The following is a 24,849-nucleotide window of genomic DNA, read 5'->3' as shown; positions in this document are numbered from 1 at the left end:
TCGTTAAATGATGCAACAAACTAGCGTTTTACTTGCGAATAACTACAGAATCTATTTTTACCCAATTTTTTCGCTTGGTACATTGCCGTGTCTGAGTGGCGAGACAAAGTCGCATAGTCGGTACCGTCGTGAGGGTAAATGGCAATACCGATACTAAAGGTTACCCGATGACTGACGCGTTGAATTTCAATGGGCGTTTTTAAGCAATGAATAATTTGTCGGGCGACTTGCTCAGCATCTTCATCACACTCTAAATCAGGAATCCAAACAGCAAACTCATCTCCACCAAGTCGACAAATGGTATTATTCCCTCGAATCGCCTCGCTCATTCGACGCGACAATTCATACAGCAATAAATCTCCGGCCGAATGACCAAAGTTATCGTTGATCGCTTTAAAGTTATCTAGGTCAAGAAACAACATGCCATGTTTATCGCTGAAGTTTGAAGCTAAAATACTGCGATTAACAATGCGCTGAAATCGAGTTCGATTTGGTAAGCCAGTCAAAGCGTCATAATTCGCCAAACGCTCCAAACGTTGCATCGCTTTAGTCTGCTCCGTTACATCACGAACGGCAAATATAAGTGCCGGCTTATCCCGATAATGAGTCTGATGAATTTGAATATCAACAATGGTCTCTTTACCCGACTGCAATAATTGCAGTGAGGTAATTTGAGTTTCTCCGCTTTTAATAGCTTCAGCAATTTTCTCACGATGCTCTTCACCAAACAGCTCGATTAACGACACTTTCTCTAACACTTCTGGCGTAACGTTAAACAGTTTTGTCGAAGCAAAGTTCCAGTCTAAAATTCTAGAATCTCGACTGACCAAGATGGCATCAAAAGTAGCATCGGTCAGCTCTCGCCAACGAACTTCAGACTCCTGTAACTCCCGCTCTATCCGTTTACGTTCTTCAATTTCAGCCTCTAAAAGCCGAATATTTTCTGACAGCTGCTTTTGCGTAGACTCTAAGTTTCGAGCATAAGTCAGTAAACGCTGATGCAACGACGAGTGCCATGGTTTTTCATCGGTAGAATGCTGCTCAAAAGAAGTATTACTACCAAGGTAAGAGTTAAAGGCGAGTTGTTGATCGGCTAACTCAAGTTCTGAATGACCATCGATGTAATCATTTATTTTCTGCTCAATGCATTGCGGTTGAGCCATGATAAACAAGCAGCTTTCATCCCCCAATGAACGACAGGTAATTTCTCGAGCTTCTAAAGGAATGCCAAAGCTTTCTTGGCACCAACCACTGGAGTATCCCGCATTCATGATGCAAACAGGGTGCTCTACTTGAGAGTCAGTCTCTAACCAAGCATCGCACTCAAATGAAAATGGGTGTTTGTATACAAGAAAAAAATCTTCGTCAGGTGATGGCTGTGATTCAGGCAAAATATCAACAAACGCCCAACCCGTATGAGAAAAGTGTATTGGTCCGGCTGAAAGTCGAGCAATGGGATCGGTGAGTCCCATTGTTTCATGAAAATTACGGGCGTCAGACTGACCAACAGCATGTGCCAGTTCATACAGCAAGCTAGCAGAAAAGCGATCGGCTTCTAAGTGCTTATCTGAACCAAAGATTTTGCGCACCAACTGGAAAAATTCAACCGAAAATGCTGCGCCGCGCACAAGCACATAGCGAGAGCCATGAATTTCGATGGTGCCTTCTTCTGGCGCCTGTCGCTGCTGTTCAAAAAACTGATGTACTTTTTTCTCAGCTTCTTCAAACAAGGGTTCAAATTGCGTGGGAACACTGACCGTTTTTAACATCCATTTACCTTCATTCTCTGTACTCATACGCTGCTCGAGCGCGTGACTACAGCATAGGTATCATTTCTTAGCTTTTCTCTCAACTGTCAATTATAGCCAAAACCTGAGATTTTTTACTTAAATGTTTAATCAAAGTGTCATGAAGTCTCACTAGTATACTCGCCAGACCTTTAAATAATGACAGTTAATGATATGAAACAACAACCGACCATTGCTACCTTCTCACTCTGCCTACTATTGACAGCTTGCCAGTTTGAGCCCGGACAAGATGAGCTTGACCAATTACTACCGAGGGTCCATGAAGCCCAAAGAACGGAAGTTAGCAATCAGAAACTGCTGAATCAAGAAGCGACGGTTCCGGCGATGTGTTACACAAAAACTGAACAAACGCATAATCCCTGCTATGTTTGCCACCAGTCTTATCCAGATGCACAGAACACTCGATATAATCAACTGAGCGATTTCGGTTTACAAGGCGGCTATATTTTCTCAGACATAGGGACTGAAAATCATTGGCAAAACTTATTCACCGACCGACGTCAGTGGAACCAACAGATTTCGGATCAACAAATTTTAGACTACATTAATCAAGACAATTATTCCGATCTATCAGCGCGATTAAAAGCCGAGAAATGGCAAGGATTTGTTCCTGACTTGTCCAATTATCATCTTGCAGCGAAGGCTTTTGATACGAAAGGTCTAGCACTCGACAACAGTTACTGGGTGGCGTTTAATTACAAGCCTCTTCCCAGTACCTTTTGGCCCACCAACGGTGCAACTGATGACGTGCTTATTCGTCTCCCACAACATTTTAGGGAAGATAAGGGTCAATTTAGTGAGTCGATTTACTTTTTAAATCTTGCGTTACTCGAACTGAGTATTAAGTCTCTCGACTCAATAGACGTATTTCCAACCAACGAAACGCTGATTAATCGAGATATTAATAATAATGGACAACTCGAAGAGCGAGTCACCACTTTAATGCCGCAAGGTACTTATTTCGGAGATGCTCATAGCGTTAAAGTGTTGTATCAACAATACCCGAAAGGTACTGAGTTTATGCACAGTGTGCGTTACGTTGGCGTTGACGAAAATCAGCAGATTGTTGTTCCGAAACGACTGAAAGAATTGCGCTACATGAAAAAGTTTCGAGAGCTTAGTAAGGCCGACATTGACAATCGATATCGACGAGAACGTAAAGAAAAAATCGAAGAAGAGCTACCCACATTTGTCAACCATAAAGATGAAGGATTTGAAAATGGGTACGGATGGAAAATTAGCGGCTTTATAGAAGACTATGATGGCCGTTTAAGACCACAATCGTATGAAGAAAAAATGTTCTGCATGGGTTGTCATAGTGCAATAGGAACAACCATTGATCATACATTTGCATTCGGTAGAAAAGTACCTGGCCCTAAAGGATTTGGTTACATCAACTTGAAAGGAATGAAAGATGCGCCTTCCATTGCCGAGCCTGGTGGAGAAATCTTAAACTACTTTAAGCGAGTGAGCGGCGGTAATGAGTTCCGAAGTAATGAAGAAATGCTAAGTCGCTGGTTTACCGATGAGGGAGAACTCGATGTTAATGCAATAATGAATGCCGATGTCTACGAGTTAATCACTCCAACACCACAGCGAGCATTGGAATTAAATAAGGCTTATACTCACATAGTTAGGCATCAAAATTATATTTTTGGGCGCGACACTAACATTGCGCCTCTGAAAAACGTTCATACTAAAGTCGATGAAACTCAGCCTCCTCTATCCATCGAATCTCGAGTCATGGCTTGGGACCTGCGATTAAATTGGCAATAAAGGTTTTCAAGGTGTTGCTTAAGTCATTTAAGAAAATTTTAAAAGTAGTTTGAGAGTAATTTAAAAATCACTTCAAAAGCTTCAGATGACTTAATACGTTTTAAGATTACTTAAGCAACACCCGATTCAATACTGAGTAAACATTCTGTTTACTCCTTTCCAGCCGTTCGTTCGTTCAAGTTATTCAACTTATAAGCTGGAGGTTGGTTGAACACCCTATCAAAAATACGGATTGAACTTTCGTTCTAAATACGCACCTACAGAGAGATTCCACCTGAGTATTTTTCGTTCGTCACAAATCCGAAATATCTCAGCCATAAAAGCTTCGTCTAGTCGTTATAATTTGTTCATCTTAAGTCGTTAAGGTGTCGATCGTCACATTAACTCAAACAAAGATGGACAGCACAATGAAATCAACAAAAATATTTATTCGTTCAACCTTATCAGTGGCGATTGCCTCTACTTTATTTTTAGCGGGTTGTGCCGATGATGGCGATATGGGTCCTATGGGCGCACAAGGACCAACGGGACCAGCAGGAAACGATGGCCAAGATTTAACCGCACCACCAAGACTTAGCCGTTTTGCAACCGTGCCTTTCGGAGCAGAAGTAACTGGCTTATACAAAACTGACAATGGCGAGCTATTTTTTAATGTTCAACATCCAGCCGATGATCTTCCTGCACCAGAAAATAATGCAGCGGTTGGCGTTGTAGCTGGGTTCGATTTAGATCAACTAGACCCGCGCTTCACTCCAGTTTCAGTTCCAGCGAGCGCGAGCGCTGAGGGTCAAACCACGCAAGTTGCTGTTGGTACCTTCCAAGCACTAGGACGTGCAGATGACACCTTAGCGGGAGCCATTCCTTTCGGTTTAGGTGGCATCATCAATGCAGCAAACGATGCTGAATTAAAGCAATCGCAAGATCCAGATTTCAATGCATTCATCCCGACTAGCGCAGATGGCAAAAGTGGCTTCTTATTCACCGCATGGGAAGATCGACCTGGGGCGATGACACGCTTAACCGTCGATAAAAATGACGACGGCACGTGGAATGTTACCGACGGCATTAACGTTAACTTCGCAGCCGTGCTAGGCACCATGATTAACTGTTTCGGTAGTGTATCTCCTTGGGGTACGCCACTCACTTCAGAAGAAAACTACGAAGCTGAGAATACGGATCAATGGAATAACCCAGCGTACGCTTCAGGGTATCCTAACTACGCCGATGTTAGCTTGGTAAAAGATTATTTGGGAGGAACATTCCCTAACCCTTACAACTACGGTTACATCGTAGAGATCACCGACCCAACAGAAGCCGCCCCGGTACCAGTAAAACACTTTACTCTCGGCCGTTCCGCTCATGAAAATGCGGTTGTAATGCCCGACCGTAAAACCGTTTACTTGACCGATGATGGTACTGATAAAGCCTTCTATAAGTTCGTCGCGACCAACGCTAATGACTTGTCGGCAGGAACGTTATACGCGGCTAAGTTAACCCAAGATGCAACGTCAGACTTAACTAAAGCGGGCTTTGACATCGAGTGGATTGAGTTGGGAAGCTCTAACAATACTGAAATCGCTGGTTGGATTGCTGACTATGACGGTATTGATGAAACTGATTACGTTGAAGGTTCTACCAGCTACATCACTGATGCAGAAATCGCTGATTGGGCAACCAATGGCACTGGCGACGACCGCTACGCTTTCTTAGAAACGTTAAAAGCCGCGGAGGCAAAAGGTGCGACCACTGAGTTTCGTAAAATGGAAGGCATCATGATCAATTACAATGGTGCTGCGAATAAAACCATTCCTTACATGTATGTGGCGATGTCAGAAGTCGCTCGTGGCATGTCTGACACGACTGGTGATATTCAACTCGAAGAGAATCGTTGTGGCGTCGTTTACCGATTTGGTTTAGAAGCCGACTACAATGTTACCCGTATGGATCCCGCCGTGGTTGGTGGTCCTTACGATGCGGATGCGGCAGGCAGCCGTTGTAACGTAGAAAACATCTCTAACCCTGACAATTTATTAGTATTGAATGATGGTCGAGTGGTGATTGGTGAAGATACTGGCAACCATGAAAACAACATGATTTGGATTTATAACCCAAAAGGTGAATAAACATCTTGTCTGTTGATTAAGTTAGAAAAAAGGCCAACACTCGTTGGCCTTTTTTATCCCTTAAATTAATCCTTTTACCAGTCAACTAAACTTTAAACTGCTTGACGATTTTTTGTAATTCGCTAGAAAGTTGATTCAGTAGATGAGAGTCTTGGTCCATTGCACCAGAGTGATTAACCATAAGTTCGGTCAAACGATGAATCGCGGTTAAGTTTTTCTCAATTGTGTTGGCAATGGTTTCTTGTTCTTGAGTAGCACTAGAAATATCTTTACTGACTTGCTTCACTTGCCCTACCGCCGAATCGATTTGCTCAATCGCCAACAAGACCTGTTCAACTTGTTGTACGCCTTGGTCACTCATTTGATCGCTGTGCTCCATCGATTGCTTAACCATGGCGGCACCCGACTGTAACTTTTCGATGGTTTTTTGAATATGATCGGTAGACTCTTGTGTACGCGTTGCTAACACCCTGACTTCGTCAGCAACCACCGCAAAGCCTCGCCCTTGCTCTCCCGCTCTTGCCGCCTCAATGGCTGCATTTAATGCCAATAAATTCGTTTGCTCAGCAATATTTTTGATCACGTCTAAAACCGCGCCGATTTCTCCGACGTCATCATTTAAAGCAACGACGGCTTCAGTGGCTTTCGATATCGCTTGTGATACTTCGCTAATGACTCGCTGAGTATTTCTGGAATTATCTGCGACCGTTTCAACGGAATTCGCAACTTCACCAACCACTGCATCGGCGTTTTGCGCTTGCTGTTTAATTGCTTCACTGACACCCATCATCTGAGAAACTGAGTCGGCGACTTTGTCCATTTGTCCGCGCTCTTGAACCACCTCTTGGTTGAGTTTTGATGCGGTATCTGACACTCGATCTGCTGTGCTACTGACTTGTTCTGAATTAGTGGTGGCCTGTGAAATCAACCCCTGAATTTTATCAATAAAACGATTAAACTCAGTGGCGACGGCTCCGACTTCATCATTCGACACAATACTGAGTCGTCGAGTTAAATCACCATCGCCATGAGCTATGTCTGACATAGCATTCGCGATTTGTTTTACCGGCCGAACGATTCTTAAACTGATCACCCAAGTGATCAAAGACAGAACAACAATAATCAACACGATAATAAGTGTTGAGTAAAACACCGCTTGTTCGATGGGTTCACTGATCACTGTCTCAGGAACCAGCAGACCCAACGTCCAATTAATATAGGGTACCTTAGCTTGTACAGGTACATAAAATACTTGGTAATCGACACCCTCTAATTCTACTGGAACGCCTTTGCCACTGACCGAGCTGGCAATCTGACTACTCAACGCAGCAAATCCTTGGCTGTTTTGAAACTTGCCATCAAGCTCTGCCAAGGGTTGATTTAGCTCTAAATCGTCTTGCTTTCTTGCAAAATAAACCAGCTCTTGCTGCTCATTGATAAGAAACGCAGAACCTTGATTTTCATATTGAACTTGAGAAATCAAATCTCCGACGGTGGTAATTAAAATATCGACACCGGCAACCCCTATTAATTGCCGATTGGGTCCATATACCGTCATTTGCAATACTGACGAAACGGTTTTATCCGTCGCGTCGACTTGCGGTGAAGTGAGGTACAGCCGATCTTGCTTCAATGCTTCATGCCACCACGGACGCTTATTGGTAAAATAGCCTTTACTCACATCTCCAGCATTGGCGCCTTCGGTATCAACACCCACTCGCCCTTGCTCATAAAAGTACTCAAAAGTATTGGCCGACCCAATGAAGATCGATTTTATCGTCTCATCACTGGCAACAATCTTGTTAAATGATTGGTGAATGCCTTGATATTTCTCGTCGCCATCGAGATTGGCGCCGCGTTGTCGGTGATTGGCAAACCAAGTGGTGACTCTTGGATCTTGAAAGAAGGTGAGCGGAACTCGTGCTCTCTCAGTAAAGAAGCTGGTGACCTCTTGTGCTTTTAACTCAAGCAGTGAAGCGGCTTGTGATGAAACCTTATCTTCGGCTAACTCGGCTATCTTAACGCTAACAAAATACCCTGCGATACCTAACAGCAGAGCAAGTGCTCCTGAAATCGAGAAAATAAGTTTTCGTTGGAGAGAACTAGAGACCTGCATACTACCCTCATTGTTTATTTTTTTATAAGTCTAGTAAAGTTATCGGTCATCCTCCATGCAGCTTTAGTGTATTGATGGAATTTTTCAGTGGGTGCATGCGTCGGTTGTTGGAGATGCCCGGTTTGCGATGGACTGTTTTGCGATGGACTGTTTTGCGATGGACTGTTTTGCGATAGGTACGTTTACTATGACTCCATGACTCCATGACTCCGTCGACTAAGGGTCCGAGATAGAAATAATTCCACGTGCCAACCAGTCTGCCAATTCAGTCTCTGACTTACCTAACTTCATCAGTATTTGTTTGGTCGACTCTCCTAATACGGGCGGAGCAGCCTTGTACTCAACCGGCGTTACAGAAAATCTTATTGGGTTTGCGACGGTAGGTACTTGACGGCCATAGTTATCGACAATCGTTCGTCGCATTTCTCGCGCACAGACCTGTGGATCTGAAAATACTTGAGATAGATTATTGATGGGTGCACAAGGCACTTGCTCATCGCGAAACAAGTTTAACCAATCGTCGCTGGTTTTCTTGAGCATCTGTAGAGTAATTAAAGCGACCAATTCATCACGGTTTTCAACTCGCCCTCGGTTCGATTGAAATCGCTCATTCTCAGCCCAATTAGGTTGTTCTAAAACTCGACAGAAGCGTGCAAACTGTGCATCGTTACCAACCGCCACCATAATGTAACCATCAGCAGTTTTAAACGACTGATACGGAACAATATTAGGATGAGCCGTTCCCTGCCTCGATGGACTGGTTCCCGTCAAAAAGTAATTCAAATTTTGATTTGCTAACCACGCGACTTGAGTATCCAGTAATGCCAGATCAATGTGTTGCCCGACACCATAAAGCCGTTGATAGTGCAATGCAGCCAATATTGCACTGCTCGCGTACATTCCAGTCATTAAATCAGCAACTGCCACCCCGACTTTTTGTGGTCCGGAATCTGTTTCACCTTCTGGCGCTCCGGTAATGCTCATTAAACCGCCCATGGCTTGAATAATGGCATCGTACCCGGGTTGTTGCGCATAGGGACCGGTTTGTCCGAATCCGGTAATCGAACAATAAACCAGTTTAGGGTAGCGTGATTTTAGCGACGAGTAATCTAAGCCATACTTTTTCAGTCCATTCACTTTGAAGTTTTCGACCAGAACATCACTCTCAGCGAGCAGTTGGTGAATGATGGCTTGCCCTTCGGTGGTCGATATATCCAGAGCTAAAGATTGTTTACCTCGGTTGGCGCAAACAAAGTACCCTGACTCAATGGATTTTTTTGACGCCATCGGCAAATTCGGAGGGCCCCAATGACGAGTATCATCACCCGCTCGCGGATGCTCTATTTTAATTACTTCAGCGCCCAAATCGGCTAAGAGTTGCGTGGCCCAAGGACCGGCAAGAATTCGTGATAAATCTAAGACTTTAACGTCTGACAGTAACTTCGACATAATACTTTGATGCTCAATCAACAATGACTCATTAAAGCATGGGCTGGCAGGAATATCGATACTTTAGACACGCCGAGTTTTCCGACTCGACAATAAAAAAGGCCAGCATTTCGCTGGCCTTTTTGGATGCTTTTCAGCAAGTACTAGCGACGACGTTGACGTAACGCCACTAGACCAAGTAGTGCAATAACGATAGGAGGCAATGAGCCGCCGCCACCGCTACTACCACCACCGTTACCACCAGTTTGCGGCGCAGTGACTGTAATGGTTTTCGTTGAAGTATCGACACTGCCAACACTGTCTGTCACTTCAAGTACAACCGTGTAGGTACCTGCTGCGGCATAGGTATGCGTTGGAGACGTTGCGGTTGATGAATTGCCATCACCGAAATCCCAAGAGTAACTAAGCGCTCCACGTCCACTGGTTGAAGTATTGTTAAAGTTTACCGTTAAATCAGTAATCGTTTGAGAGAAGGCTGCTAACGGTAGAATTAACAACTCAGCAACGGTTACATCTTCGCTATATTCAGCCACGGTAGTATCTGCATCAGTTACCGTTAGAGTAACTGTGTACGTTCCTTCTGCAGCGTAAACATGTGTCGGAGAAGCTGCGGTCGATGTGTTGCCATCACCAAAGTCCCACGAATACGTGTAAGGCGCAGTACCACCGAACGAAGTGTTGGTGAAGGTTACAGAAAGCTCGTCTTTAGCAACATTAAACCCACCAGAAAGTGCTAGACCATTGGCTTTCAACAATACAGACGCAGTCGTGTTGTCGTTCGCCTGTGTCAAAATTTGCATTTCGAACCCATGCACAGGTAACACAAGCCCAGCGGCAGGCATACCTGGTTGTGAGTAATCATCAGTATCACGGAAAACATCGAACCCGCCCAATTGGAAGGCAGCATCACGGATCTGACTCGACGTTTGTCCACCCACCAAGGTTTGGTTAGCATCAACAACGCCAATAAAGCCATAACCAGGGTGATCACCAACACGATTGTCAGAGTAGTTATCGTTGCGATACCACAATACAACACCATCGGTATAAGAGCGAGAATCCAAGCCAGCATCAACGCCGTTGTGACTTCTTAACTGAACATAGTAGTAAGTCGGTGCAGCAAAGTCTTGCAATGCGCCAATACGAGTGAAACCACTTAGGGTAGCAACAGCCGTTTCAGCACCGTCGGTATAGCTTGTAGAACCATCAACCGTTAAAGCAATCTCATCTGCAGCAAATCCATAGCTACCGGTATTGGCATCGGTGATGTACTCAAAAGTGACAGTGACGTTTTGTCCCGCATAGGCTGAGAGATCAAAACTTAGGTCCACCCAACTCTCTAGGCCTTCCGCACCAACAATTTCAGAACTAGCACCTGAAATGTAATTAACAACGCCGTCGTATTCAGGGTATTGCCCAGTATACGGATTTGTTGGAGAAGTGTGGTTTCCAGCGACGGGAGTTCCATTGATTTTAACCCACGCATAATCCCAATCTTCTTCAATATTCCAATGCGCTTTCATTTCTAACGCAATGTTCGTGCCTGAAGGAACAGACAAATCAAATGACATTGAATTTGACAGGTTATCTCCTTGACCAGAATAGTATTGGAAATTGCCCGCATACGGCTCTGCTTGAGCAACTGGCATAGCAACTCGAATTTGGTTAGCCGTCGCACCATTATGATTAACCGCTTCGACAAGATTCTGAGTAACTCCAGTACTGTTTAAATCAGCAAAATTGATTTCTGTTTGCGTGATCCAATTTCCACCAAACTTATCTTGAAAATAATCACGAGCATAAGGGCTGAAACCAGTTGGGACGGTTCCAGAAGGAGAACCCGTCCAACTACCCGAGGCCATGACCGACCAATTTCCAACGGGAGAGCCGGCGCTGTTATTGCCGATGTCATATTCATCCGCAAGGCCTAAGTCGTGGCCAAACTCATGAACAACCACACCTGTAGCAGCAGTCAATGGCTGAACGGTATAACCATACAGGCGAATACACGTCGAATTTTGCGAACAAGTACCATAATCAATTGGGAAACCCATGGTATTGAAATTGCCGGTGTAGTTAACGAAAAAGCGATGAGCCCATATAGCATCGTCACCTAAAACGCCGCCACCGGCTTCTTCACCAATACTTGAGTGGTAAACCATAACGTGATCGATAAAGCCGTCTGGCTCATCTAAATTACCATCTTGGTCACGATCGTAAGGATCTTCTAAATCGAATTCAGACAGATCGATATTGTTCGCGGTTACAGCTTTCTGAACCGCTTCTTTGATCAAGTCTTGCGGACGAATGTCATTGTCATTGCGATTAGGATCATTCGCGCCGTAATAGCTCGCATTATTGTCTGCAGTTACCCAACCAAAGGTTTCTCCGGTGAAAGAGAAAGAACCACCCGACTCTGCCTGATAGTACTGATAACCAGACATTAAGTTTTGTCCGCTCGGGCCAGTATATCCAGTCGTAGAGAACTGAAGATCTTGATAATGCGAAACCGGATAGCTTGAGTAATACATATCTGTATCACTTGGCGTTAAACGATTGTCATCGTAGGGTAAATCAGGAAAATCTATCAAAACCGACAAAACCTTTACGGTTGAGGCCATCGATGCCTTTGACGATTTGTTATATTTTGCGTGATTCTTAAGTGCTTTTTCTTCCATCACGCGCACGACCATAGGCTTGGTGTGACCGCTCGCGGTGTTGCGCAAATAGTTGTTGAGAGCTTGCTCAATGACTGCTTGCGACGCATGCTCTTCGATGGCTCCATTTTTCTTTAACCAATAAACGATGCGTTCTTTGTTTATCACGCCCGGATCACGCAATGAAATGACTTCATCTTGTGGTGCAGCGGCAACAAATCCTGTTGCGGCCACGGCTCCGGCCAATAGTAGACTGTGTATAGGAGTTAACTTAAACATTAAAATTTACCTTTCTTACATTTGGTATACTGCTCGTTTTTCGCTCGAATATATTCTCGAATAACTGCTTCTTTTTGCTCTTTCGTCATTTCAGAATTGATTTTGCCTTGTTTCACTAGCATTGGCTCTAACACCCAGATATCGGGAATCTGCGCAGGCGCACTGCAATTAGGGACCGGTGCTGGAACATTAGACCCGCTCGCTGAATCGCTCGCAGAACTGGGTGCTTTTTCCGGTGTATTTGTTGTGCACGCGCCTAAAGCCAAAGCACAGGCAACAATGACTGAAGTAACAACGACAGAGGTAACGACTTGCGTTTTAACGGAATTCATCAATTGATCACTAAATCCAAATCTTATTTAGAGATTTTAGTGTATACCAAAATGACCGCTTTACCCTGTTAAAAACTACCGAAAAAACTGCGAACTGTGACCAAGTTAAAGAAATGATTAAGAATCAACCTAAGAAACATCGCTAAGTCTTTGTTTTGTTTATATATACTGATATTGAATGGTAAAGCATACGTGAATATTTACAGGCTTTTTTGGCCTTTTCACAGTGATTGTTCGTTCAACTGGAGCCATTTTTCGTTCATTGACTACGATCTTTCTTTTGATTTAAAAGATACCCGTGCAACTGCTCAGCATCGAGACCGTGCAGCATCAACCGAAATCCAGCATTTAAAGTACTGTGAGGCACCATCGGATGACGATTATTGACCATTATTAGTGGAAAAGGATCGTTAAGTATTCGTGCGACATACCCAGCAATGGTTTCATCGAGCTGCAAAGAAACAACCGCACGCCAAAAGTCATGGTCACTCAAAAACAAACCATATATCGGCGTGTATAATTCAATCGCCGACTGTAAATCTAAAAATCGAAACCAACGTTTTTTCGGCACTGAAATTTGCGACTCAATATCATCGGTTATCGAAGAGAAGTCCAGCTGACTCGACGCACGGATCGACGATGACAAGTCGCTCACTTGACCATTGAGGCTGGTGACAAAATTGAACAAATTTAAATCGTGCTTTAGAAACATATCGTCTTTAAGGTCGTCTAAACTCGCCGCTTTAATCGTAAAGCCTCTGGTAAACTCAAATTGATTGACATTAGCTTCAATAAAACGAAGGATTTGCGAACCAATGATAAAGTGTCGCAAAATCAAATAGCTCGCTTCTGGTTTTACAAAGTATTTCAATCCAAAAGCGATACCTCTGTGCAATAAAAAAGACGAACTAACTTTCGCGGGCAAAACTAAGCGTATTAACTGAACCAAAATGATTAACAGTTTCGCCAATGGTCGAAGCAAAGGTAAAAGCACCCGACGCGACCAAGCATTGTTATTGTCTAGCAGCGCTTGTTTAGCTCCTTGGTCGATCGGCAAGCTTTTATCGAGAAATAATGATTGCCAAGGATTCGGATCCTTGGAGTCAAAGTTCGCGTAGTCAAAATTATTCGTCCAACCCATTAGTTATTTCCTATTTCTTGCAACTGCAGTAAGTACAACCGAGCGGTGACTTTTGCCGTCTTAGTGATCGCTTGAATAAGTTTTGCGTCATTAAAAACCGGGTGCTCTAGCAATGACTCCAGCTCTTCTATGTGCTCTTCATCATGTTGAGCATGGTATTGATAAAAAGTGTAATGGTCAGGATGAATGCTCGAACACTTAGCTAACCCCTTAGTGAAGTGCTCAGCGAATCGTTGTCCTAACCCCTCAATAATAAACATTGCGCCAATCAGATCAAAAGGGTTGGCTTGCGAAGCACGATGATACATCCACGCTGAAAATGCTTCCGTTCCTAAATTCTTCTCTGCTCGATCCAAAGCTTCTTCAGTCCCTCCTGCCGCAAGATAATTCTGTTGCAGCATAAGGTAATCTTTATGCTCGGTCTGTGCATGCGCAATGAACTGATTACGAATGTCGAGATACTCTGACGTTATTGAAGAGGCGGCTCGTGTGATCCATCCACTCCCTTCCTTAACTTGTTGTAAATGATCCAGCAAAAGTCGTTGCAGGTTTGCCAGCGTTAAATTTCCACTAATCGCTTGCTTAACCACTGGCAGTTGATTTAATTGATACTCAAAATTCGACCAAACCTGAATTAAATGACGCAATATTTGCGCTTTGCTTGTTTTGATGGCCCCTGAGCTTGCTCCACTGGTCCCTGCTTGTGTTTGCATACTATCTGTTGAACGTGAGATGTTGTCTCGATTAAGATTATTTGGAATCATTACACACCACCGTTAATTTGATGAATGAAGCGATTGACCGACCGCTCTCAGGAACAAAACACAAAATGCTTTCTCCATGACTGAGCTTTTTGGTTTTTCTCAATCCGTCGAGCATAAAGAATATAGAAGCACTGCCCGTGTTGCCTATCGCGTTTAAATTGTTGAACCACTTGTCTCTTGGAATCAATGCCTTCGCTTTATCGAGGAGCTGCGCCATATGATCACCTAATGATTGAGCAGAAAAATGCGGTAAAAAGTGATCAACGGAAGTTGGCTCAAGCTGATGTTTATCAAGCAGTTCACAAAAGTAGCCAACCCAAGAAGGAAACAACTTATACAAACAATCGAAATCTTGCTTTAATGCAAGTGCTCCAGACTGATAGGCTTGTTGTGGTGATGAATATGTCCGCCAGTACTTCTGATCGCTGGCGCTTGCCGTTCCCGCATACATACAGTTTTCAACGCGGTTGGCAAAACTCCGCTGTTCAATCCAGTCGACTTTAAAGCTCACTCCATTGGGGTTTGGTCGGTCTGAAAAAATACAGGCCGCACCACCATCTGATAGCGTCCAACGTAAAAACTCTAGCGACATAGCTTCATCGACAGGCGTTTCTTCATTATAGAACGGCTGGTAAAAGCTGGGTTGAAAGCAAACACTCGAAAGCTCACTACCTACCGCTGCACTGACACGAGTTTGTCCTAACTGTATGCTGTGCACCGCACTTTGAATTGCCATGGTTGAGCTTGCACATACCGACTGAAACGAGGCTAAGCTCAGGGAGTCAATACCGGTTGCTGCATGAACCAAGCTTGCGTGTCCGGGAACCAACATATCGCCTTGTGTCGTTGCCGTGGCTAAAAACTCAAGTTGTGACGGATCGAAAGTAGCATCTTGCAATGCATTAGCGACGGCCAAAGCAGCCAATTCTGCGTTTGAATGAGTTACCGTGCCATCGGCCTCTCTCGCATAATGTCGCGTGTTTACACCATTCTTTCGTAAGGTCGCTCTTTTTAGTTTTTCGCTTTTCGACGTAACGTACCCAATATAATGATGGATCTGCTCGTTGGTTATCGGTAAACCGGGTAAATAACCACCGCAGCCAACTATATAAGCCGGTTTAACGGTATTATAAGCCGGTTTAACGGTATTTGAATCCGATGGCCTCATTTCGCCATCATCCAAACGCTGCGTGCTCGGCATTTCCTTTGATTGTTTCATTTTTAATCCCATGTTTATTCACTGAGGCACAGACTAAGAGAAAATAATTAATTCACGCAAAGACTTGAGCTCAGGTCTTAAAATTTGATACTTTCAGTCGCCATCAATGCAACTGAAATCAAGTCAGGCTATTAAAGCACATCTGGTCAGAACCATGCCTATCGTTTTAACGCTGGACTTTGTATCAAGCTTTTGCAGCGGCGGAGTCAATAAGTTTGCAAGGTGTAAAGTTTGAGAGCGCTCTCGCTAAGACCTTGTTTATTGTAAAAGTCTTGAACTCGACAGCAAGCTGAGATCGACATTAACCTGTGTTTAAAGCACAGACACTTTAAAATAGTTTTCGCAGGAGATTCACATGGCACTACTGCCTTATTTAGAAAGAGAAACACAAGCAACACCTGACGCTTGTGTTATTTGGCTACATGGACTCGGCGCGAATGGTCATGACTTCTACCCTATCGTCCCCGAGTTAAAACAAACCCAACAATTGAACGTTCGTTTTGTGTTTCCGCACGCGCCTTCTATGCCAGTAACCATTAACAATGGATTCGTCATGCCTGCATGGTACGATATTACCGATATTAATATCGATCGAAAAATTGACGAAACTCAACTTCGCCAGTCTGCAGCTGCGGTGAACGAGTTAATTCAAGAGCAAATAAATAAAGGCATTGCGGCGAACAGAATTATTATTGCAGGCTTTTCTCAAGGCGGTGCAGTCGCTCTAGAATCTGCCTTGTCACACCCGTCGACACTCGGCGGATTATTGGCTATGTCAACTTACTTTGCGACCAAAGATAGCATCCAGCTTAGTTCTGAGAATCAATCCATTCCGATAGAAGTGCATCACGGTTTGTACGATGTTGTGGTTCCAGAACAACTGGGCCAAGAAACGGTTAAGCGGCTACAACATCAAGGATACGCCTGCCAATATCGCACTTATCCGATGGAGCATGCTGTGTGCCCCGCGCAAATTCTTGATATCGATCGCTTTTTTGTACAATGCTTAAGCTAATTTGACAGCATGAGCCAACCTTCATCAAGCGATTCTAGCTCGTCACTGGAAAAAGCCTACCTAGCGATTGCTAGCGATGACGAGGGACGTCTTTGCGATGATATACCTGATGCGGCATGCGACCAGCAGCCGCAGAACTTCTTTCTACATGTTCTATCTTTAACGTTAACCAAATTAGCCGACGCTTTTGGTCGATCCAAAACTGATTCTCAGTTGGTTACTCACCCAGATTGGCGCCGCCAGTGGATTAGTCGCACTACTCGTCCCCATTCGTGAAGCAGGCGCTTTGTTACCTCAATTGTTCATTGCCCGTTGGGTGCGCCAGCGCGCCGTTCGAAAATGGGTGTGGATTATTGGTTCAGTTTTTCAGGGTATAGCGGCAATCGGAATGGTTCTGAGCTTCAGTTTACTTTCCGGTAACCTTGCGGCTTGGTCGGTACTGATATTGCTTACGATTCTTGCAGTTTCACGAAGTCTTTGCTCTCTCAGTTACAAAGATGTGTTGGGCAAAACGGTTTCGAGTTCATCACGGGGCAGTGCGACTGGCTTAGCAAGTTCAATTGCTGCGACAGGAACTCTGCTACTCGCTTTTATACTAACGGCTAAATTATTTAGCGATATTTACTTAACATTGCTTTTTTGTTTAGGCATCGCTGGACTATTTTGGTTATTCGGAGCACTAAGTTTTAGCTTTATTGTTGAGACTCCCGGCACCACAGAAGGCGGCAAGAATGCCCTTGAAGACTTTAAGGTTCACCTAAAGAAAATCTCAGAACAATCTATGTTGCAATGATTTATCATTGTTCGCGCTTTGTTTACCGCAACGGCATTTGCACCTCCTTTTATGTTAATGCTAGGTCAACACAAACTCTCAGATTATGCGACGATCAGTGAGATCATCAACGATGTCTCTTGGTCTGGCATCAGTCAACTGGGATTGCTTATCTTTGCTAGTGCAAGCGCCAGCTTATTGAGTAGTTATACTTGGGGACGTTTAGCGGATCAGTCTAGTCAAAGCGTGTTAACCTACAGCGGACTCATCAGTTCGGTAAGCCTTGTTAGCTTGATTATAATTAGTCTCGTTTTCCCTCAACTATTGCAAAATCTTTTCGTTCTACCGCTGTTGCTTTTTGGATTAATGATCGGCTATCAAGGTATACGATTAGGACGTTCGATACATCTAGTTAACATTACTGACGACGATAATAGAGCGCACTTCACTGCGATTTCTAATACCGCGATCGGTTTTGTATTAATTTCTGGTTCATCGTTTGGGTTGATCGCTCATTGGATGGGAACCCTGTGGGTTGTCGGCATTTTTGCTAGTATGTGCATTTTAGGTACTTGGTATTCACTTAAACTGAAGGATTCAGAATAAGCAAGCTGATCAAATTGACCAAACTCGCTTAAATTCTTTCAAGTTGTGACTTGATAAAATTCATGTGTAACGCCAATTATCTATGACTTTTCAAATGGATAAGCTAACACTTTAGGATCAAGTAATTTCTCTAACTCTGCTCGAGTGATATCAGTCATTTCTTCTGCTACCTCTAAGATACTACGCTGTTGTGACTGAGCTGTTTTTGCAATTTTAGCCGCAAGATCGTAACCAATCTTTCGGTTAATAGCAGTAATCAAAATAGGATTACGTAATACCATCTGCTCAAGATATTTCTCATTAATGGTTAATGTACTTAATACTTTTTTGCTCATCGCTTTTAAAGAATGAGTCAATAAATCAACCGAACTTAACGATAAATCTGCGATTAATGGCAACATAACATTTAATTGAAAATTTCCTGATTGATTTGCGATCGCAACGCTGGTGTCGTGACCTAAGACTTTAGTACACATCATGAGAATACTTTCTAAGATTACCGGATTTACCTTACTCGGCATAATGGAAGAACCCGGTTGAATGGCACGTAATTGAATCTCACCTAATCCTGAATTAGGACCAGAATTCATCCAACGCAAATCATTAGACACTTTAATCAACACCGTTGCTAACACTCTAAGTTGACCATGCATTTCAAGCGAGACATCTTGAGAACTCATGCGTGAGGCCAGATTTGCACAGGGAATAATGGGCAATTTAAACTCTTCGCTCAACAGCTCGCAGACCTTTGCTGAATATTGATGATGTCGATTGATTCCTGTACCTACCGCTGTTCCTCCAAGAGGCACTTGAGTTAAGCGCCCCAAGGTGGAAACAATTCTTTCTCGTGATTCAGACAGCTGGAATTTCCAAGTCGCAAACTCTTGTGCAAATGAAATCGGCATCGCATCCATTAGGTGAGTGCGTCCTGTTTTGATTACATCGTGTGATACTAGCTCAAGCTCATCAAGTTGTCCGATCACTTGATCAAACGCAGGGAGTAAGTCCTCAACACATGCCTCAGCCAGTGACAGTTGTAGGCATGTCGGGATAATATCGTTACTACTTTGTCCAAAATTAACATCATCATTCGGATGAATAATTATGTTTGCGCTCCTATCGTGAGCAACATTAGCAATTACTTCATTCGCATTCATATTAGTACTGGTGCCTGACCCAGTTTGGTAAACATTAACAGGAAAATGCTTCATCAAATCAGGAGCTGATACCAAGCTATCAACCGCATCAATGATTGCCTTGGCAGTCGCATCTGGAATTTCACTTAATTCAGCATTAGCTTTTGCCGCCGATCGTTTAATACGCAACAGGGCTTTGATAAAAGACACAGGAAGTGGATGGTATGAGTAATCGAAATTTTCTATTGCTCGTTGCGTTTGTGCGCCATACAGTGCATCGTTTGGTACTTTTACCTCACCTAATGAGTCCTTTTCAATACGAGATTTCACGGTCAAGTCCTCCGCTAGGGTTGAGCTAAAGTTCATTTGCCACTACATTGATAGACCAATACTAGCAGAAGCAACGAACAGCAGTAAAAAGATAAATCTTGCACCAAAGCAGTGATTATTGGCTGGCAACTATTCAAAACAAGACACTGATGACTTAATAGTTGTGGATTGCAAGTAAACATTGAATTTAAATAGTACATAAACTCGGGTGTTCTTATTTTAGCCCCTTACCACTAGGAGCTTTATCAATGGAAAACAAATATCAGCAAATCACGGAACTAAAGTGTGGCAAGCAAAGCTACAAGATGGTCAGTTTTGATAAACTGGCAAAAGACTTCAACCTCGATCGTATACCCTACTCAGCAAAAATTCTTTTAGAGAACTGTTTACGACATAATCATGAAAATTTCGTGGATGATGATGATATCATTCAACTCGCTAAGTGGAATACCGATCAAGAGACTCAACAAGAAATCGCCTTTGTTCCGGCCAGAGTCATATTACAAGACTTTACTGGCGTTCCTGCCATCGTTGACTTAGCCGCAATGCGAGATGCTATTGAACGACTCGGCGGAAGTGCTGAAAAAATCAATCCTTTTAACCCGGTCGAACTGGTCATCGATCACTCGGTGATGGTTGATCACTTTGCTTCAAGCACGGCCTTTGAACAAAATACTGCTATTGAGATTGAACGTAATCGAGAGCGCTACCAGTTTTTAAAGTGGGGCCAATCGGCTTTTAGTAACTTCAAAGTTGTTCCTCCTGGTCGCGGTATTGTGCATCAAGTTAATCTAGAGTACCTCGCTCGCTGTGTTTTCAGTCATCAAGTTGCCGGGGAGCAATGGGCTTACCCCGATACATTGGTTGGCACTGATTCCCACACCACCATGATCAACGGGCTTGGCATTTTAGGATGGGGCGTGGGTGGAATTGAAGCCGAAGCAGCCATGCTGGGTCAGCCAGTGACCATGTTGATTCCAAAGGTGGTTGGCTTTGAACTTACCGGAAAGTTACAGCCGGGTGTTACTGCAACTGATATGGTTTTAACCATTACTGAGCAATTAAGACAACACGGTGTGGTCGGTAAGTTCGTTGAGTTTTTTGGTCCGGGACTTAAATTCTTATCGACGGCCGATCGCGCCACTATTGCGAACATGGCACCTGAATACGGCGCCACGTGCGGCATCTTTCCTCTTGATCAAGAAAGTATTCGCTATCTTGAATTAACCGGACGTTCGTCCGAACAAATAGCGCTGGTTGAATCTTACGCCAAAAAACTGGGTATCTGGCATGACGATCAGTCGCCAACGGCTGATTATCATGAAAATCTTACCTTAGATTTAGGCTCTATTGTTCCGTCCATTGCCGGCCCTAAGCGACCGCAAGATCGAATCGAGCTGACCGCGGCGGCTAAAAAGTTCGATGAGTGGCTTGAGCAACGCATTGCCATTGTTGACGCAGATAAAAGCGATTTCGCTGCAGAAGGCGGCTCTGCCACTGACTCGAAAGCCACTCAACAGTCACACTCCAGCGTGCCAGTGACCTTCCGTGACAAGCAATTTGAACTCAGTCCAGGTGCCATTGTCATCGCTGCCATCACCAGCTGCACCAACACCAGTAATCCCTCTGTTTTAGTCGCAGCTGGCTTACTTGCAAAAAACGCCGTTGCCAAAGGTTTGTCGAGTAAGCCTTGGGTGAAAACCTCGTTAGCGCCCGGCTCACAGGTAGTTACTGAATACTTAAAAGATGCGGGATTGCTGGATGATCTTGAACAGTTAGGGTTTAATCTGGTTGGCTATGGCTGCACGACGTGTATTGGTAACTCAGGTCCTCTACCAGAACCCATCGAGAATGCAATACGAGTGGGTCGACTCCCCGTCTGCTCCGTACTGTCGGGAAACCGAAATTTTGAAGGGCGTATCCACTCAGATATTGCTGCCAACTACCTAGCCTCTCCACCGTTAGTGGTGGCTTATGCGCTCGCCGGTAATATGCAATGTGACTTAACTAAAGATCCACTAGGCACCGACGCTAATGGAAATCCGGTGTATTTAAAAGACATCTGGCCGACTGACAAAGAAATTCGAGAGCTGGTTGAAAAAAATGTCACCGAAACACTGTTTCGCGAGAAATACGCCGATGTGTTTAAAGGCAACCAAACGTGGGATCAACTTAACGTCGCCGACTCATCTATCTATGACTGGCCCGAATCCAGTTATATTCAACACCCGCCTTTCTTCCAAGAAATGCAAGCAGACAGCGAACAAGTTAATGACATAGTGAATGCTCGATGCTTAGTGAAAGTGGGTGACAGTATTACCACCGACCATATTTCTCCGGCAGGTGCCATTGCACAAAACAGCCCCGCAGGAGAATATTTAATGAGTCTTGGTATCGACGCGAAAGACTTTAATTCCTATGGTTCAAGACGCGGCAATCATGAGGTGATGATGCGGGGTACCTTTGCTAATGTGCGATTAAAAAATCATCTGGCGCCCGGAACCGAAGGAAGTCATACGACCCATTTTCCTTCTCAAGAAAAAATGTCCATCTATGATGCGGCGATGAAATACCAAAAAGAAAACGTCCCTACTCTCGTCATCGCTGGCAAAGAATACGGAACGGGCTCTAGTCGAGATTGGGCTGCAAAGGGCCCTAATTTGCTTGGAGTAAAAGCTGTTTTAGCTCAAAGTTATGAACGGATTCATCGCTCTAACTTGATTGGTATGGGGATTTTGCCGCTGCAATTTAAAGAGGGAGAAAGTGCTGATAGTCTGCAACTGAGTGGCGAAGAAGAATTCACCATTCCAGCTATTTCTGCGGGACAAAAAACATTAGACATAACCATTCAACAAGCTGACTCAAAAACTAAAACGGTAACCATGGATATTCGTATTGATACGGAAAATGAATTCCAATATTTCGCGAACGGTGGCATCCTTCACTACGTCATTCGCAAGCTGTTGAACGAGAAATAAAATCAACCATTCAGATTACTTGAAAAAGCCCATTGAGGTAATCTGAATGACCAATATCGGTCGTATGATGAATCATCAAATGACCGATGCGATCACCGTCGCTAAGACTGGGCAACAGCAGAGTGGCTTATAAAGATAATGGTTAATACATAAAATCGTTTATACATTACATAGTTTGCGCAATACTTGAATGGTTAATCGGTAAAGGAAGTCTATGAGTCAGTCTCAAGAAACATTATTACAACTGCGAGTTATTACGCCCAATGATTACACCGCGCTAGCGGAGCTTATGGACCTCGTTTATCCAGACATTGGAGGCGCATGGCCAAAGGCAACCATTCAAGCATTGGTCAATGCTTTTCCTGATGGCCAGATTGCTATAGAAGATAATGGAAAACTCGTCGCCGCGGCATTGACCATAAAGGTCAACTACCAACGTTACTCTTCAAGGCATACTTACAAAGACGTTGTATCTGATAAAGAAATCGCTCGGCATGATGACCGCGGCGATGCTCTTTATGGATTAGACGTATTCGTACATCCTGATTATCGTGGTTTACGTCTGGGTCGCCGACTTTATGAAGCCAGACGAGAACTTTGTAGAGCACTTAACCTGAAAGCCATACTTGCTGGCGGCCGAATTCCAGGTTACCGAGATTATGCCGATAAAATGAGTGTGAATGAATACATTGAAGCGGTACAACGTAAGGAGCTGTATGATCCTATTTTATCGTTTCAATTGTCTAATGATTTTGACATCAAACGTCTAATGCACCAATACCTGCCCGAAGATAAAAAGTCACGAGGTTTTGCAACGCTTTTAGAATGGGATAATATTTTTTATGAAGAAGAAGCGGATTCTATTCATGAAGTAGAAAAGTCCATTGTTCGTATTGGTGTTGCGCAATGGCAAATGCGAACCGTTACTTCGCTCGAAGATTTGTTAGCACAAACCGAATTCATCGTCTCCTCACTTTCAGATTATCAATCCGACTTCGCGTTATTTCCGGAGTTTTTTAGCGCGCCATTAATGGGACTCGCGCCAGAAAAATCGCCTGTCGAGGCAGTAAAGTTCTTGTCTGAGTTTAGCGAAGAAATTAGATTACGCATGTCACAAATGGCGGTAGAGTACAATATCAACATTGTCGCCGGAAGTCTTCCAGTACAAGATGACAACCGACTCTACAATGTTTCTTATTTATGTCATCGCGATGGCAGTGTCGATGAACAATATAAAATACATATTACCCCCCACGAGAAGCGCGATTGGGTACTCGACGGTGGTGACAAAATTCAGGTTTTCGAAACGGACGCTGGCAAGGTAGGTATTTTAATTTGTTACGATTCAGAGTTTCCGGAGCTTGCTAGAATTTTGGCCGAACAAGGCGTACAAATTCTCTTTGTCCCTTTTTGGGTGGATACAAAAAATGGCTATTTACGAGTACGCCTTTGTTCACAAGCTCGCGCAATTGAAAACGAGTGTTATGTTGCTATTGCAGGCAGTGTTGGCAATCTGCCACGGGTTGATAATGTGAATATTCAATATGCACAATCGGCCGTATTTTCGCCATCAGATGTCTACTTTCCACACGATGCAACGCTTGCTGAAGCGACGGCAAACGCCGAAATGATGATCTATGCCGATGTCGACCTCGACAAGTTAAAACTGCTCAATACAGAAGGCTCAGTCAATAACCTTAAAGATCGAAGACTCGATTTATATCGAGTCCAACTAAAAAGCGAGCAAGATTAAACGCCTAATTCACGTGTGTAAAATACAACTTTCACATCACCGATTGGATCTCGATGCCAATCGGTCTTTATGTAATTCATGCCCAACTTTGTCATCACGTTAATTGAGCCGTGATTATCAGGAATCGCGATCGCACTGAACGACTCTGGCGGGCATTGTTGCTCCAAAGCTCGCATTACCTGAGTAGCGGCTTCTGTCGCAAAGCCCTGCCCCCAGGTACTTCGCTTAAAACGCCAGCCGAGCTCAATATCATTGTCATTGCGCTGCTCAGAAAAGAAGTTCATGGGTCGAACCAACACCCAACCAATAAATTCGTTGCTGTCCTTCAAAGCAACTCGCCAGATCCCCCAACCTAACTCAGGGTTTCGGTACCTTAGCATACGAGGAATCAGAACGTCGTTGATAGTTTCCCATGTCGATATTTTTCCATCTGTAATGTAACGCATCACTTCAGGATCTTGATCGAGCTCATACAAATCATTTGCATGTGACTCATCCATCAGTTCATAAATAAGTCGTTCAGACGCGTCAACCTTCATCACAATCTCCCAAAACTCAAATTATACTAAAGCAAATAACGTTCTGGGAGTTTACT

At 43.9% G+C, this 24,849-nt stretch carries 17 protein-coding genes; 7 read left to right on the top strand and 10 right to left on the bottom strand.

The genetic code is table 11. The annotated features are described in order from the left end of the window. Positions 1-20 precede the first annotated feature (20 nt). On the bottom strand, positions 21-1,796 hold the full coding sequence (locus Q9312_RS00240) for a diguanylate cyclase domain-containing protein (RefSeq protein ID WP_309202515.1): 1,776 nt from the start codon (positions 1,794-1,796) through the stop codon (positions 21-23). Between the two features lie 165 nt (positions 1,797-1,961). Here Q9312_RS00240 and Q9312_RS00235 point away from each other — a divergent pair, with 165 nt between their 5' ends. Both Q9312_RS00235 and Q9312_RS00230 read left to right on the top strand, forming a co-directional pair. Next, positions 1,962-3,584 carry an Aq_1262 family (lipo)protein gene (locus Q9312_RS00235; protein ID WP_309202514.1) on the top strand — a complete coding sequence of 541 codons (1,623 nt, stop codon included), beginning with the start codon at positions 1,962-1,964 and terminating at the stop codon, positions 3,582-3,584. A gap of 407 nt (positions 3,585-3,991) precedes the next feature. Then, on the top strand, positions 3,992-5,707 hold the full coding sequence (locus Q9312_RS00230; protein WP_309202513.1) for a PhoX family protein: 1,716 nt from the start codon (positions 3,992-3,994) through the stop codon (positions 5,705-5,707). A gap of 85 nt (positions 5,708-5,792) precedes the next feature. Here Q9312_RS00230 and Q9312_RS00225 read toward each other — a convergent pair whose 3' ends face one another. From Q9312_RS00225 to Q9312_RS00195, 7 genes are all read right to left on the bottom strand, one after another. Continuing rightward, on the bottom strand, positions 5,793-7,823 hold the full coding sequence (locus Q9312_RS00225) for a methyl-accepting chemotaxis protein (protein WP_309202512.1): 2,031 nt from the start codon (positions 7,821-7,823) through the stop codon (positions 5,793-5,795). A gap of 216 nt (positions 7,824-8,039) precedes the next feature. After that, positions 8,040-9,272 carry a CaiB/BaiF CoA transferase family protein gene (locus Q9312_RS00220; protein WP_309202511.1) on the bottom strand — a complete coding sequence of 411 codons (1,233 nt, stop codon included), beginning with the start codon at positions 9,270-9,272 and terminating at the stop codon, positions 8,040-8,042. 143 nt (positions 9,273-9,415) lie between these two features. Then, a complete protein-coding gene (locus Q9312_RS00215; protein ID WP_309202510.1) occupies positions 9,416-12,208 on the bottom strand; it encodes an immune inhibitor A domain-containing protein in 2,793 nt (930 codons plus the stop codon). Then, positions 12,208-12,540, bottom strand: a complete 333-nt coding sequence (locus Q9312_RS00210; RefSeq protein ID WP_309202509.1) for a hypothetical protein — start codon at positions 12,538-12,540, stop codon at positions 12,208-12,210. Before Q9312_RS00210 ends, Q9312_RS00215 begins: the two co-directional genes overlap by 1 nt. Positions 12,541-12,799: 259 nt before the next feature. Next, the gene (locus Q9312_RS00205) at positions 12,800-13,681 is read right to left on the bottom strand and encodes a DUF6999 family protein (protein WP_309202508.1); all 882 of its coding nucleotides are present in this window, start codon (positions 13,679-13,681) and stop codon (positions 12,800-12,802) included. Beyond that, a complete protein-coding gene (locus Q9312_RS00200; protein ID WP_309202507.1) occupies positions 13,681-14,445 on the bottom strand; it encodes an iron-containing redox enzyme family protein in 765 nt (254 codons plus the stop codon). Before Q9312_RS00200 ends, Q9312_RS00205 begins: the two co-directional genes overlap by 1 nt. Further along, positions 14,432-15,664, bottom strand: coding sequence for a 3-oxoacyl-[acyl-carrier-protein] synthase III C-terminal domain-containing protein (locus Q9312_RS00195; protein WP_309202506.1), 1,233 nt, complete (start codon positions 15,662-15,664; stop codon positions 14,432-14,434). The genes Q9312_RS00200 and Q9312_RS00195 overlap by 14 nt, the downstream gene beginning before the upstream one ends. A gap of 355 nt (positions 15,665-16,019) precedes the next feature. On the opposite strand from Q9312_RS00195, the gene Q9312_RS00190 reads away from it, so the two are divergent. From Q9312_RS00190 to Q9312_RS00180, 3 genes are all read left to right on the top strand, one after another. After that, positions 16,020-16,679 (top strand): alpha/beta hydrolase, encoded by a 660-nt coding sequence (locus Q9312_RS00190; protein ID WP_309202505.1) that lies wholly within the window; start codon positions 16,020-16,022, stop codon positions 16,677-16,679. A 187-nt stretch (positions 16,680-16,866) separates the two neighbouring features. Next, positions 16,867-17,472 (top strand): hypothetical protein, encoded by a 606-nt coding sequence (locus Q9312_RS00185; protein WP_309202504.1) that lies wholly within the window; start codon positions 16,867-16,869, stop codon positions 17,470-17,472. A gap of 51 nt (positions 17,473-17,523) precedes the next feature. Further along, the gene (locus tag Q9312_RS00180) at positions 17,524-18,057 is read left to right on the top strand and encodes a hypothetical protein (protein ID WP_309202503.1); all 534 of its coding nucleotides are present in this window, start codon (positions 17,524-17,526) and stop codon (positions 18,055-18,057) included. A gap of 80 nt (positions 18,058-18,137) precedes the next feature. On the opposite strand, the gene Q9312_RS00175 is transcribed toward Q9312_RS00180, so the two are convergent. Next, positions 18,138-19,523, bottom strand: a complete 1,386-nt coding sequence (locus tag Q9312_RS00175) for a class II fumarate hydratase (RefSeq protein WP_309202502.1) — start codon at positions 19,521-19,523, stop codon at positions 18,138-18,140. Between the two features lie 248 nt (positions 19,524-19,771). On the opposite strand from Q9312_RS00175, the gene acnA reads away from it, so the two are divergent. Further along, positions 19,772-22,501 carry an aconitate hydratase AcnA gene (gene acnA / locus Q9312_RS00170; RefSeq protein WP_309202501.1) on the top strand — a complete coding sequence of 910 codons (2,730 nt, stop codon included), beginning with the start codon at positions 19,772-19,774 and terminating at the stop codon, positions 22,499-22,501. A 214-nt stretch (positions 22,502-22,715) separates the two neighbouring features. After that, the gene (locus Q9312_RS00165; RefSeq protein WP_309202500.1) at positions 22,716-24,254 is read left to right on the top strand and encodes a GNAT family N-acetyltransferase; all 1,539 of its coding nucleotides are present in this window, start codon (positions 22,716-22,718) and stop codon (positions 24,252-24,254) included. On the opposite strand, the gene Q9312_RS00160 is transcribed toward Q9312_RS00165, so the two are convergent. Then, the gene (locus tag Q9312_RS00160) at positions 24,251-24,793 is read right to left on the bottom strand and encodes a GNAT family N-acetyltransferase (protein ID WP_309202499.1); all 543 of its coding nucleotides are present in this window, start codon (positions 24,791-24,793) and stop codon (positions 24,251-24,253) included. The genes Q9312_RS00165 and Q9312_RS00160 overlap by 4 nt on opposite strands. Positions 24,794-24,849 lie beyond the last annotated feature (56 nt).

Source organism: Pleionea litopenaei, assembly GCF_031198435.1.
In the GTDB taxonomy this organism is placed as follows: Bacteria; Pseudomonadota; Gammaproteobacteria; order Enterobacterales; family Kangiellaceae; genus Pleionea; species Pleionea litopenaei.
This window is presented reverse-complemented; position numbering and strand designations above follow the sequence as displayed.

Coding starts and splice junctions, on each gene's coding strand:
- Q9312_RS00240 (WP_309202515.1), bottom strand. CDS start 1,796: ATGAGTACAGAGAATGAAGGTAAATGGATGTTAAAAACGGTCAGTGTT.
- Q9312_RS00235 (WP_309202514.1), top strand. CDS start 1,962: ATGAAACAACAACCGACCATTGCTACCTTCTCACTCTGCCTACTATTG.
- Q9312_RS00230 (WP_309202513.1), top strand. CDS start 3,992: ATGAAATCAACAAAAATATTTATTCGTTCAACCTTATCAGTGGCGATT.
- Q9312_RS00225 (WP_309202512.1), bottom strand. CDS start 7,823: ATGCAGGTCTCTAGTTCTCTCCAACGAAAACTTATTTTCTCGATTTCA.
- Q9312_RS00220 (WP_309202511.1), bottom strand. CDS start 9,272: ATGTCGAAGTTACTGTCAGACGTTAAAGTCTTAGATTTATCACGAATT.
- Q9312_RS00215 (WP_309202510.1), bottom strand. CDS start 12,208: ATGTTTAAGTTAACTCCTATACACAGTCTACTATTGGCCGGAGCCGTG.
- Q9312_RS00210 (WP_309202509.1), bottom strand. CDS start 12,540: ATGAATTCCGTTAAAACGCAAGTCGTTACCTCTGTCGTTGTTACTTCA.
- Q9312_RS00205 (WP_309202508.1), bottom strand. CDS start 13,681: ATGGGTTGGACGAATAATTTTGACTACGCGAACTTTGACTCCAAGGAT.
- Q9312_RS00200 (WP_309202507.1), bottom strand. CDS start 14,445: ATGATTCCAAATAATCTTAATCGAGACAACATCTCACGTTCAACAGAT.
- Q9312_RS00195 (WP_309202506.1), bottom strand. CDS start 15,664: ATGAAACAATCAAAGGAAATGCCGAGCACGCAGCGTTTGGATGATGGC.
- Q9312_RS00190 (WP_309202505.1), top strand. CDS start 16,020: ATGGCACTACTGCCTTATTTAGAAAGAGAAACACAAGCAACACCTGAC.
- Q9312_RS00180 (WP_309202503.1), top strand. CDS start 17,524: ATGTTAATGCTAGGTCAACACAAACTCTCAGATTATGCGACGATCAGT.
- acnA (WP_309202501.1), top strand. CDS start 19,772: ATGGAAAACAAATATCAGCAAATCACGGAACTAAAGTGTGGCAAGCAA.
- Q9312_RS00165 (WP_309202500.1), top strand. CDS start 22,716: ATGAGTCAGTCTCAAGAAACATTATTACAACTGCGAGTTATTACGCCC.
- Q9312_RS00160 (WP_309202499.1), bottom strand. CDS start 24,793: ATGAAGGTTGACGCGTCTGAACGACTTATTTATGAACTGATGGATGAG.